Raw genomic sequence first — 12,438 nt, 5'->3', positions numbered from 1 at the left:
TTCCATCAACAACGTCTCTCATCACTGTTAACCTCCTTGAGTAAGCCTCTCAAAAATACTGTTCGCTAAAAACAAAAAAGCGACAGGTATAAACCTATCGCTTTAGTCGTTAATTAATCAGTTAACGTAATTACATCCCTTCGTTATACAACTCGAGGTTTGCTAAATCTTGTTGTAACTCAGACTGTAACTTTGAATCTTCATTACGTAATGCATCGAGATAATCAAGATATTGTTGATCAACATCCCCTGTAACATAACTACCATTAAAAACTGATGTTTCAAACAAAGTAATATCAGGATTACCTTCTGCAACGGCTGCAACCAGATCACTTAAATCTTGAAAAATTAAGCCATCTGCGCCAATTAATTTACCAATTTCATCTACTTCACGACCATGGGCAATTAATTCATTGGCGCTAGGCATATCAATTCCATACACATTTGGAAAACGAACCTCTGGCGCTGCTGATGCTAAATACACTTTCTTTGCGCCAGCATCACGTGCCATCTCAATGATCTGCTCAGACGTCGTACCACGAACAATAGAATCATCCACCAGCAAGACGTTTTTATCTTTAAATTCAGAACGGATCGCATTGAGTTTTCGGCGCACTGATTTACGACGCATCTGCTGACCAGGCATAATAAATGTACGTCCAACATAGCGATTTTTAACAAACCCTTGGCGATAAGGTTTATCTAACGTACGCGCAATTTCAAGCGCACTATCACATGATGTTTCTGGAATTGGAATAATGACATCAATATCAATATCAGCCCACTCCCGCTTAATTTTCTCACCGAGCTTAGTACCCATCGCTAAACGCGCACCATAGACAGAGACTTTATCGATAAATGAATCTGGACGAGCAAAATATACAAATTCAAACACACATGGATTTAACTGGGGATTAAGCGCACATTGTTGAGTATAAAGCTCACCATCTAATGAAATATAAATCGCTTCACCCGGTGATACATCACGTATAAAATCAAAACCAACCGCATCTAACGCCACTGACTCTGACGCTATCATATATTCAATTTTACCGTTCTCTTCGCGCTTACCTAAACATAATGGACGAATACCATTAGGATCACGAAAAGCAATTAAACCGTGACCGATCACTAAAGCGACCACAGCATAAGCACCTTTCACGATATTATGAACGTCACTGACCGCTTTAAATATATCATCAGGGCTAATTGGGTAACTTTCACTATGCGCGAGTTGATTGGCAAGCACATTCAGTAAAATTTCAGAATCAGAGGTCGTATTAACATGACGCTTTGTGTGTTCAAACAGCGTTTCTCTAATATCAGCAGCATTGGTTAAGTTACCGTTATGTGCCAAAGAAATACCATAAGGAGAGTTAACATAAAACGGCTGGGCTTCAGAAACACTTGAGCTACCTGCTGTTGGATAGCGAACATGTCCAATACCCACATTACCTTGTAAGCGCTGCATATGTTTAGCTTCAAAGACATCACGAACTAAACCATTTGCTTTACGCAGACGAAAACGATTGCTTTCTAAGGTACAAATACCCGCAGCATCTTGGCCGCGATGCTGCAACACTGTAAGTGCATCATAGATAGCCTGGTTTACCGGAGTAGATCCCACGATTCCAACAATACCACACATTCCCTTAATCCTCGTTCTGCATAAAATAACAGCTGCTGACATTACCATTTTTAACAATAACGTCAGCAACTGCAGTTAATCTTGCACTATTTAATGCTATGTAAAAAACTAGAGCTCTCTTTGATATATTCGAAGAACCATTCTATGACAGCACCAAATTGAGGTATTAACTCAGATTTTTTCCACCATTCTGAGCTAGATAATCCTGTAAAGGTGTCAATAAAGAACAATACTGCTGCCACAATAAGCACGCCACGAACGGCACCAAAAACAACCCCTAAAACACGATCTGTTCCTGACAAACCTGTTTTCTGTACTAGTTGCCCAATAACGTAATTTACGACGGCACCAACAATCAATGTTGCGATAAACAGTACGGCGATTGCACTACCATTACGTAACATCTTGTCATGGAAATTAGTAAAATAAACCGCCAACTCCATATAAAAATTACTGGCGACAAAAAACGCAGTAAACCAAATCACTAAAGACAGTGCTTCTTTAACAAAACCGCGAACTAAACTTACCATTGCTGAGAAGCCAATCACGCCCAGTATTACATAATCAATCCAGATCATTTTTGTTATTGCTCGTTTTGTTGATGGGTATTCTAACAGAAAAAACGCTTACGCAAACGTTTACCTAAGGATTTATTGCATCAAATCGGTTCAATTTACCATTTAAGCCAGTAATTTTTTTCAATTCAGCAATTTGATCCGTTAGCTTTGCTTTTGATACATCGGGACCGACAACAACCTTTACATATTGACCCGGTTTAGCATTGCGAGGAATTAATTGTGCTTCGTAACCGTTCAAACGCAGTTTTGCAACCAGCGCATTTGCATTATCAAAATTACCAAACGTCCCCATTTTGATCACCCACGCAGAGCTGGTTGTGACAGATGTTGTTTGATTCACGGCTGGTGTCGATGCTTTTACTACTGGAATAGGTTTTACAGCAGGTTTTACTACCACTTGTTTTTCAACAACAGGTGGTTCAACCGTTGCGTGATTATCCGCTTCAATAGTGTATGTTTCATCACCTGATGTTGTGGATGTCTGAGCATCGGTGGCTGCGACTACTGGCTCTTGAGGTAATACAACATTTGCATTTTCAGGCTCAGGAATCGTTTTTGCTTCCGTTTGTCCATCCATTTTGGGTTGTAATGGAATACTCGCAAACGTTTCTTTGTAATGTTCTTTCTTACCGTCAAAAAAATCGGGTAGAAAAATAACGCATAATGCGACTAAAATAATGGTTCCAATTAGTCGATTTTGAAATTGACTCGCCACAATGACTCCTGTTGGTATCTAAAAAGAGAACACTGCACAATCACAATGTACTCTCTACTATGTTTTACAATTTTAAATGCGTCGTTATTTGACCAACAGTGTAAAACGAACCAAACACAATAACTATATCGTCAGCATTTGCTTGCGTTAAAGCTTGGTCAAAAGCGACTGTTGGGCACTCAAATCCACGACAATCTGGTGGTAAATGCAATAATATCTCATCAGCAACAGCCGCACGGGGCCCTTTCAATGACGCAGGATACCAGTAATCAACGCTTGATCGCATTGCAGCAACAGTGGCTGCAATATCTTTATCATGCAACATAGCAACAACAGCATGAACGTTATGTTTCCCTTCTTGCGCTTTAATTTTGGCAAGCTGAGTAGCAAAATATTGGGCTGAATGTGGGTTATGCGCAACATCCATAATAATTAACGGCTGTTCACTAACACGCTGCATTCGTCCTGGAAGACGTGCATTACGTAGACCTTCAACAATATTATTATCACTAATATCAAGATTGGTCACTGACAACGCCATTAACGCGGTAGCAGCATTAGGCAATGGTAAACTTGGTAATGGTAAATCAGTAAGCGTAAATGCACCGGCTTGCCAATGCCAACGATCCGCCTCTACTTGGTAATCAAACTGATATTCAACTTGATAAAACTCAGCCCCAATATCATCAGCATGGGCAGGCACTGTCGCTGGCGGATGAGGTTGACCACAAATTGCGGGCTTACCGCTGCGGAAAATACCCGCTTTCTCATAACCAATAACATCGATGTTATCGCCAAGCCAATCAACATGATCAATGGCTAAACTGGTGATCACGCACACATCATGATCAACAATATTAGTCGCATCTAAGCGTCCTCCGAGACCGACCTCTAATACCACTACATCAACTTGATGGCGCTTAAACAATGTCAGTGCCGCTAAGGTACCAAATTCAAATAAGCTTAAACTGGTTTCACCACGTGCCGCTTCCACACTCGCAAATGCCAAACAATGCTCACTATCATCAAGTTCTTGATTATTAATTCGAACACGTTCGTTATAACGGACTAAATGAGGCGAGCTATACACACCTACTTTATAACCAGCAGCCAATAAAATAGCTTCAAGCATGGCACAGGTTGAACCTTTACCATTGGTTCCCGCAACAGTAATAACACAGGGGGCAGGCTTAGTAAGATCAGCCTGTTGCGCGACTAATTGAACGCGATCAAGACCTAAATCGATCGCGCTAGTATGGAGTTGTTCAAGATATTTTAGCCATGTTGAAAGCGCGGCTGTCGCTTGCGGAGGGGTCAATCCTGACATTTAAAATCATTCACTTGTAATAACGTACTGAATCGTTAATTTACCACTGAATGACCAATAACTTAATCATCAAGCTCAATAAATTAGTGATTCAATCTAGAAAACAAAAATGCCACCCTAATTACATCAATTAGAATGGCATTTATTGACATTAATCGTTGTAATTACCAATGGCAAACTACGCTCGATTAAAAATAATATTGTTAGTCTTGCTGCTCAACTACAGGTTGTGCTTCTACTGGCTTACTATCAATAGAAACCACTAATGGTGATGCTTGATTTAACATTTTAGCCATTAAGCCAGCAATACGTTGACGCATTTCACGACGATCAACGATCATATCAATCGCACCGTGTTCTAGCAAAAACTCACTACGCTGAAAGCCTTCTGGTAGCTTTTCACGTACAGTTTGTTCAATAACACGTTGACCTGCAAAACCAATCAGTGCTTTTGGCTCACCAATATTAATATCACCAAGCATTGCAAGCGATGCAGAAACACCGCCCATTGTTGGATCAGTTAATACGGAGAAGAACGGTAAACCTTTTGCAGATAAACGCTCTAATGCTGCACTGGTTTTAGCCATTTGCATTAATGACATTAACGCTTCTTGCATACGCGCACCACCACTGGCTGAGAAACAAACCAATGGACAGTTATTTTCAATAGCAGAATCAACTGCGCGTACAAACTTAGCGCCAACAACCGATCCCATTGAGCCGCCCATAAAAGAGAATTCAAAGGCACAGGCAACAACAGGTAAACCAAGCAACTCACCGTTCATCGCAACTAAAGCATCTTTCTCACCCGTTGCTTTCTGAGCAGCATATAAGCGATCTTTGTACTTCTTAGAGTCACGGAACTTAAGCTTATCTTGAGGCTCAAGTTCAGGCGCAATTTCAACTTGCGTATCAGCATCAAGAAATGTTTCAAGACGACGACGCGCTTTCATACGCATGTGATGGTCACATTTAGGACAAACTTCAAGATTGCGTTCGAGATCTGCGTGATACAGAACCTGATCACAAGACGTACATTTCGTCCAAACGCCTTCAGGGATTGATACCTTACGCGAAGATACGATGTTACTTTTCGTTAGAATCTTTTCAAGCCAGCTCATGAATGACCTTTCTTTTTTATTCTTCGGCCAATAATGACTGAAGAGACAAATTCATTAAATATTATCTACGATTAAAACATAATCTTATTAATCTGTAGATAAAAAACTGGTATTACCTTTGAGCACCATGATGATATTTTTGAGCAAAAACATCAGTACACATTAAAAATAGCCATAATATTAGTAACTATATACTAAACATTTAACCTGTACTGAACAAATAGCTTACAAAAATAACGGTCCTAATGCTGAACGCGGTAAATTATACTCTGCAGGGTAATCGACATCGACTAAATATAAACCCGCTGATTTTGCTGTTGGACCAGCAATGCGACGATCTTTTTGCTCTAGTACCCACTTGATCCAATCTGGTTGTTTTTCGCCTTTACCGACTTTGATTAAGCTACCTGCAATATTACGTACCATATGATGAACAAATGCATTAGCTTTAATATCGATAACAACAAAGTCACCTTGACGAGTCACCGTCAAATGCTCTAGTCGACGCCACGGACTGCGTGATTGACATTGAGTTGCACGAAATGAAGTATAGTCGTGCTCACCAATTAAATATTGAGCGGCTTCATGCATTTTGTTTTCATCAAGATGACCATGATAATGGCTAACACCATGTTGAAAAATAGCTGGACGCACTGAGTGATTATAAATCACGTAGCGGTATCGACGTGCTGTTGCAGAAAAACGCGCATGGAAATCTTCAGTAACTTCATGCGCCCAACGTACCGCAATATCTTTAGGTAAATAGGCGTTTACCCCCATCGTCCATGCTGCCATTTTACGCTCAATATCAACATCGAAGTGAACAACTTGACCAGTTCCATGAACACCGGTATCAGTACGCCCGGCACAAAAAACAGCAATCGGCTGATTAGCAATGTGTGACAACGCTTTTTCTAAACGCTCTTGAACACTATCCACATCTACTTGACGCTGCCAACCACAATATTTAGCACCATCGTATTCTATACCTAACGCTATTCGCATAATCTCACTTCGACTTAATTCAACATAAACACACAGGCGATGTTATTTAAGCGCCTGTTGAAAACAGAGGTGAAGTATAGGGGATTTCGAGGGGTGAGGAAAGTAGGGACGAGGAAGAGCGAAAGATATCGAGTTTCGAGATTATTAGTGTCGAGACAGCCCAATATTCGTCATCTTGAAAGGTGAGGTACGAAACTATCCGGGATCTACTCACCACGAGCTTGAGCCTTAAATACACCACAGAAAACACACTAACATTTAACAGAGAATATAAATTCTACAACGCGCGAACAGGAGATCCCCTATCGCCCTTGCAGGCATTCACTGTAGAGAATGACGAGGGGTTAGGCACAAAAAAAGCGACAGGCTCTCACCTATCGCTTTTTATCTCGAAGAAACCTCGTTCCAGCTCTTCCTCGTTCCTAGATACGCCTACTTCTTCGCTTTAAATTTATCTAATAAAGCATTGGCTTCGGCTTTTACCTCGCCCTCACCTTTTAAAACGATATCTTGTAGCAAATCAACTGCGCCACCAATATCATTCATTTCTAGGTATGCTTTTGCCAGATCAAGCTGACCGGCATATTCACCCGCGCTATCAACATCACATTCACGAATATTAGCGAACATATCAGGAAACTCTTTCAAACCAACATCAAGATTCAACGGTTTTTCATCAGGATCTTCTTGATGATAGTTAGGATCATCAGCAAGCAACTCATCAATACTGATATAGTTTGGTAATGCTGACGCTGCCGTTTTAATATCAGCGGGTGCAAGATCTGGTTGTTTAGACCAATCTTCACTCACTAATTCAGGCTCTGCCGCAACACCTTTCCAAACGGCAGCTTCATCTTCAGCAAGTACATCTTCGTTATCAGCAATAGTACTATCAACAGTAGTCGCTAATAATTGATCGCGTTCATCATTATTAAGTCCACGTTGCGGTCTAGTCTCTGCCGTATCTGCATCATCAAATAACAAAGCATCCATGTCTAAACCAGCAGAATCAGCGCGTTCTTGTTTCGCTTCAGGTGATTGATCAACGTCAGCGGCATCATTCGCCCTTGATTGCGACTTAAAGCCACGCTCTATTGCATATTGCTCTAGCTCATGTTGCTCTTCAAATGATGCGAATAAGGCCTCATTTTCATCAAACTCAGGTAGCGTACTGACATCAATATTATCAAACGCATATTCCAGATGACGCGCAGTATCAAACGGAGAACAATCAGACTCAGCACTCACACTATTATCAACAGGTACTTGCTGACGCTGTTCCGCTGCTTGTGCCGCCTGTTGTAGCTGACGTGTTACATTGTCGATGGCAATTTGTTCATCAATTTCTGAACGTTCATCTATTTGTTCTAACGGTGATGCCTGTGGATCATCAAACGCAGCATCTTCATCAAATTCAGGTAAATCATCTAAACTTAGCGGAGTATTATGTACCGCATCAGCGGCGGGCTGTACTGACATGTCATCTTCAAAATGATCAAATGCCGCTTGCTCATCAAAATCAGGCAGATCATCAAGATTAAATGCCGCTGTCGTTGAGTCAGCAGCTAACAGTTCATCCAATAAATCGGTACTGTTTTCATCAACTGTTATCTTAGAGGCTGTTGCTCGTTCATCATCGTTATCAGCAAGTAGTTCATCTAATAAGTCGGTACTGTTTTCGGCTAACTCAATATCACTCTTAAATGGTTGATCATCCTCATTAGCAACTAAATCATCTAATAGTTCAGTGCTATCTTCAGCAAATAAAGATTCATCATTACTGTTTGCCGTCGTCGTTGCGGTTATATCCGGTAGATCATGATTAAATTGAGTAAATAGAGCGTCCAATTCATCTTGCGATACAACCGTTGTTCCCTCTAATTCAGCGTCCGTTATGACTTCTTGCTGAGGAGTCTCTTGGGATGATGATTGAGCTTGCTGTAAGATCTCATCTAATAACGCTTGATCAGATAATGGCTTATCTCTTTCATTTTCTGATGCTGATGCTGATGCTGATGCTGATGCTATAATTGCTTCATCATATTCAGCTAAATCAAAAGTTGTATTATTTTCTTCAGTCAGGGATTTTTCCCATAACGTAGCAAGGGCTTCGTCAGCACTAGGCTCTGGTTTTACATCAAGCTCATCCAACGCCCGTTCCATGTCTTCTAGACCAATAGCGTTATCATTAGTGACTGAAATAGTACTGAGGTTATTATTAAATGCACTCTCATCAAAATCAGTGTCAGTCGCAACAATGACCGTTTGATGATCATTACTCTCAACGGTATTCGCACTATCAGATACTTCTGCACGAGTAACCGCAGCGTGCTCGGGATGATGAGCTGTTTGAGGCGGTTCAATATCTGCAAATAAATCATCATCCGCAAATAGATCATCAAGATCATCATCTTGATCTGTTTCTCTCAAATTAGCAGGCACGACAATCGTATTATCGTTCTCACTCATAGAAGCAGGTAACGATGGTTGCTCTGTATCGTCTTTTTTACGGCGGAAGAGCAAGAATGCAAATAATCCAGCAATTAAACCACCAGGAATGATACCTGCAGCAGCCAATGCCCATGGATTATTCGTTAACCGATCAAGCCATGTCTGAGGTATTGGTTCTACCACTGCTGCTTGTTGCTTTTGTTGCTCGATAAATGACACCATTTGTTGGCGAATATTATCGCTTTCAGTCACCTGATCTTTCAGTGTCGCCACATCTTGTTGCATAGCAGATAACCGCAACCGTAATGCATGGTTACTTTCTACTAATGCATCCATTTTAACATCTGAAGTATCAACTGGTGGCTGTACAGGTTTCGCGGGAATCGGCGCATTGTTATCTTCGCTAACAGTACCAGCGGCATTTGTTGTCGGCTCTGCACTGTTCTCTACTGAGGTCGTCGGCGCCGTTATGTTATCAGCTTTTACTGACACATCCGTTGTCGGTGCTGTTTTAGGCTCAGTGTTAGCTGGAGATAACTTAATCTCTTTAGGTGGCGTTTTCACCGCCGCGGCTTGCTGTTCTACTGCTTGTTGCTCAGCTAAGCGTCTTTTTTCCAATTCCGTCGCATAAGGTGCACGTAATTGATCGGCAGCTAATTTTCGACTGACAGAACTAATACGCTGCTGTTGAATTTGATCGATTGTCGGCAGTTTTAAATAGCTACCAGGTAATAATGAATGAATATTATTATTTTCAAATGCATCATGGTTAAGATCGTAGATAGCACCAATAACTTTAAAAATAGAGACATCATTATTTGGTAAATGACGTGACGCAATACCCCACAACGTTTCATTTTCATACGTTGGGCCATAATTACGCGCCATTGCAGATGATGTCGAAAACTGTTTTTTAGGTGCGTCTAATTGGCTCGTGGCGGTATCTCGATTGAGATTTGCATACGAGCTGTCTTCATTGGCGGGACCGACTATACGTATAGTATTTGCATTCACTACCGGTAAGTAAGAAGAAATAGTAACAAAAGCTACCGGTAGTACCATACGTTTAAGTATTTTTGGGATGTTAGCCACTGCCTACATTCCTCTTTGGCAGAAATAAAAATTGCTCGAAATCGTTGCATACAACAAATTCGAAATAATAGCTTCTTGATAGTAACAACTTGATAATAACAGCCCGTATCAATACGACTGCATTGATCTATTCAATCATAACAAGCATCATATTATGTCAAGTTATCAGCAAAAGAAAAGCAAGCAGCTAACGAAATAAAAAAGCGACAGGCTCTCACCCATCGCTTTGTTATTTTGTTAGCAAGTTTGGTCGCGCTAACAATGTAAATACACACTAATAACGCGATCTAGACCTTGCTTTTAATCAGATTAATTATAAATAATCTGCAATCAACTTTTCAGCGATCTGAATACTGTTGGTAGCTGCGCCTTTACGAACGTTATCAGCGACGATCCACATGTTAAGTCCACATGGATGACTAATATCTTCACGAATACGGCCAACCATGACATGATCTTTACCTACGGCATCGGTAACTTGCGTTGGATATTCATTACCAAGGAAGACTTCAATACCGTCAGTATTTTCAAGCAAGTTAATCGCATCATCTAATACAATTGGTTGATGCGTTTCAACGTGTACTGCTTCGCCATGACCAAAGAATGATGACACACGCACACAGGTCGGATTCACACGAATACTTGAATCGCCTAAAATCTTCTGTGTTTCCCACACCATTTTCATTTCTTCTTTGGTGTAGCCGTTATCCATAAATTCATCAATCTGTGGAATACAGTTAAATGCAATTTGCTTATCGTATGCTTTAGTTTCAATCGGTAAGCCATTAAGCAGTTTTGCTGTTTGCCCTGCTAACTCATCAATGCCTTTACGACCTGAACCTGATACTGACTGGTATGTTGCAACGTTAATACGATCAATACCATAAGCATCTTGAATCGGCTTCAGTGCCACTAACATTTGAATCGTTGAACAGTTAGGGTTAGCAATAATGTTACGGTTACGGTAATCCGCAATCGCTTCAGGATTCACTTCTGGAATCACTAACGGTACATCATATTCGTAACGGAATTCAGAGGTATTATCGATAACAACAACACCTTGCTCAGTGGCAATCGGAGCCCAATGGCGTGATGCTTCTGCACCTGCTGAGAACAAAGCAATTTGTACTTGGCTCCAGTCGAAATCTTCTACATTACGAACGCGCGTTGATTTACCTTTAAAACGTAACGCTTTACCTGCGCTACGATCACTTGCCAGCAAGTAAAGATTGCGAACAGGAAAATTACGTGCTTCTAGCACTTCGACCATAGCTTCGCCTACTGCGCCTGTTGCGCCAAGTATTGCGATATCATATTCCTGACTCATTGAGTGACCTCTACTACTGTAAAACCTAATTTAGCCAGCGACTCTACCGCAAACTCGGCCTTCGCCGCTACTGTAATCGCACTATATTCACGTCGATCCCAGTAATTTTTACGCATTAGATCAAATGCGGTGGCCATTTTGCTGTTATCGTCGCCAGCTGCTAACATTTCACGACGGAAAATACCGTCATCTTTACGGACATCATAAACTAATTGAATCAAACTAAATAAGGTTACTTCATCCCATTGGCGGCTTAATTGCACTTGAGGTACAGGCGCAATGGGTAATAAATCACTTGCCTGAGCACGGTGATCATTACTTAAAAACTGACAAAAGCTGTTAAACACCATGGTCGTACCACGCGCTTTACCTTCAAGGCCATACCCTGCCACATGGGGAGTAGCAAACGCTAATAACGGTAATAACGCCAAATCAATGACTGGTTCTTGCTCAAATACATCTAACACTGCGGTTAATGCTTTACCTGAACCATTCGTTGCAGCTTGCAATGCCTGTTTTAACGCTTGATTATCAACCACAGGTCCACGGGCTGCATTGATTAAAATCGCATTTGGCTGCATTGCTGCTAGAAAATTAGCATCAATTAAATGATGAGTTGGGTGTTCACCACCACGCGTAATCGGGGTATGGGCAGTGATCACATCACACTCTGCTAATAAACGTTCAAGTGAATCAAACTGACGTTGATCGCCTTCAGCTTGTTTTAAAGGATCGTTTAACAGATAACGAATGCCCAGCGCATCAAGGCATTTAGCTAAATACGTCCCAACATTACCCGCCCCAATAATACCGATAGTGCGATCAAAAATAGAAAAGTCTTGTTGCTGGCCTAAGACCATCAAGCTACTTAACACATATTCTGCCACACCCACTTTGTTACACCCAGGAGCTGCGGTAAAGGTAATACCCTTAGCTGCTAATAAATCCTGATCAACATGATCTTGACCTGCAGTTGCAGTACCGACAAATTTAAGTTTATCGGCTTTGGCTATCAAATCCGCATTCACTTTGGTAACAGAGCGGATCATTAAAGCATCAATGCCCACTAAATCATCAGCCGTTAAAGTACGACCTGGTTTTGCAATAACGTCGCCTAAGTGGCTAAATAATTGTTGAGCATAAGGCATGTTTTCATCGATAAGGATTTTCATTA

Annotated in this window: 9 protein-coding genes; all 9 read right to left on the bottom strand. The window is 41.1% G+C overall.

Annotation, left to right across the window (positions count from 1 at the left end):
- Positions 1–130: 130 nt before the first annotated feature.
- Positions 131–1,648 carry an amidophosphoribosyltransferase gene (gene purF, locus OC457_RS04195; protein ID WP_080173411.1) on the bottom strand — a complete coding sequence of 506 codons (1,518 nt, stop codon included), beginning with the start codon at positions 1,646–1,648 and terminating at the stop codon, positions 131–133.
- Between the two features lie 86 nt (positions 1,649–1,734).
- Positions 1,735–2,226 carry a colicin V production protein gene (cvpA, locus tag OC457_RS04190; RefSeq protein ID WP_080173410.1) on the bottom strand — a complete coding sequence of 164 codons (492 nt, stop codon included), beginning with the start codon at positions 2,224–2,226 and terminating at the stop codon, positions 1,735–1,737.
- Between the two features lie 64 nt (positions 2,227–2,290).
- A complete protein-coding gene (gene dedD / locus OC457_RS04185) occupies positions 2,291–2,941 on the bottom strand; it encodes a cell division protein DedD (protein ID WP_080173409.1) in 651 nt (216 codons plus the stop codon).
- A 64-nt stretch (positions 2,942–3,005) separates the two neighbouring features.
- Positions 3,006–4,268 carry a bifunctional tetrahydrofolate synthase/dihydrofolate synthase gene (gene folC, locus OC457_RS04180; protein WP_080173408.1) on the bottom strand — a complete coding sequence of 421 codons (1,263 nt, stop codon included), beginning with the start codon at positions 4,266–4,268 and terminating at the stop codon, positions 3,006–3,008.
- A gap of 203 nt (positions 4,269–4,471) precedes the next feature.
- Positions 4,472–5,389: an acetyl-CoA carboxylase, carboxyltransferase subunit beta gene (accD, locus tag OC457_RS04175; RefSeq protein WP_080173407.1), complete on the bottom strand. Its 918-nt coding sequence runs from the start codon at positions 5,387–5,389 to the stop codon at positions 4,472–4,474.
- Positions 5,390–5,614: 225 nt separating this feature from the next.
- Complete coding sequence (truA, locus tag OC457_RS04170; RefSeq protein ID WP_080173406.1) at positions 5,615–6,394, bottom strand: tRNA pseudouridine(38-40) synthase TruA; 780 nt, start codon at positions 6,392–6,394, stop codon at positions 5,615–5,617.
- 432 nt (positions 6,395–6,826) lie between these two features.
- Positions 6,827–9,937 (bottom strand): FimV/HubP family polar landmark protein, encoded by a 3,111-nt coding sequence (locus OC457_RS04165; RefSeq protein ID WP_080173405.1) that lies wholly within the window; start codon positions 9,935–9,937, stop codon positions 6,827–6,829.
- A gap of 313 nt (positions 9,938–10,250) precedes the next feature.
- Positions 10,251–11,264, bottom strand: a complete 1,014-nt coding sequence (locus tag OC457_RS04160; RefSeq protein ID WP_080173404.1) for an aspartate-semialdehyde dehydrogenase — start codon at positions 11,262–11,264, stop codon at positions 10,251–10,253.
- Positions 11,261–12,436 carry a 4-phosphoerythronate dehydrogenase gene (locus OC457_RS04155; protein ID WP_080173403.1) on the bottom strand — a complete coding sequence of 392 codons (1,176 nt, stop codon included), beginning with the start codon at positions 12,434–12,436 and terminating at the stop codon, positions 11,261–11,263. Before OC457_RS04155 ends, OC457_RS04160 begins: the two co-directional genes overlap by 4 nt.
- Between the last annotated feature and the right edge of the window lie 2 nt (positions 12,437–12,438).

Origin of the sequence: Photobacterium toruni, from assembly GCF_024529955.1 — a bacterium.
GTDB lineage: Bacteria > Pseudomonadota > Gammaproteobacteria > Enterobacterales > Vibrionaceae > Photobacterium > Photobacterium toruni.
Note: the sequence above shows the minus strand (reverse complement) of the source record. Positions and strands in the feature narration are given on the sequence as shown.

Bases quoted from the DNA above. Each gene is read 5' to 3' on its own strand.
- purF (WP_080173411.1), bottom strand. From the start codon at position 1,648: ATGTGTGGTATTGTTGGAATCGTGGGATCTACTCCGGTAAACCAGGCT.
- OC457_RS04155 (WP_080173403.1), bottom strand. From the start codon at position 12,436: ATGAAAATCCTTATCGATGAAAACATGCCTTATGCTCAACAATTATTT.
- accD (WP_080173407.1), bottom strand. From the start codon at position 5,389: ATGAGCTGGCTTGAAAAGATTCTAACGAAAAGTAACATCGTATCTTCG.
- cvpA (WP_080173410.1), bottom strand. From the start codon at position 2,226: ATGATCTGGATTGATTATGTAATACTGGGCGTGATTGGCTTCTCAGCA.
- folC (WP_080173408.1), bottom strand. From the start codon at position 4,268: ATGTCAGGATTGACCCCTCCGCAAGCGACAGCCGCGCTTTCAACATGG.
- truA (WP_080173406.1), bottom strand. From the start codon at position 6,394: ATGCGAATAGCGTTAGGTATAGAATACGATGGTGCTAAATATTGTGGT.
- OC457_RS04160 (WP_080173404.1), bottom strand. From the start codon at position 11,264: ATGAGTCAGGAATATGATATCGCAATACTTGGCGCAACAGGCGCAGTA.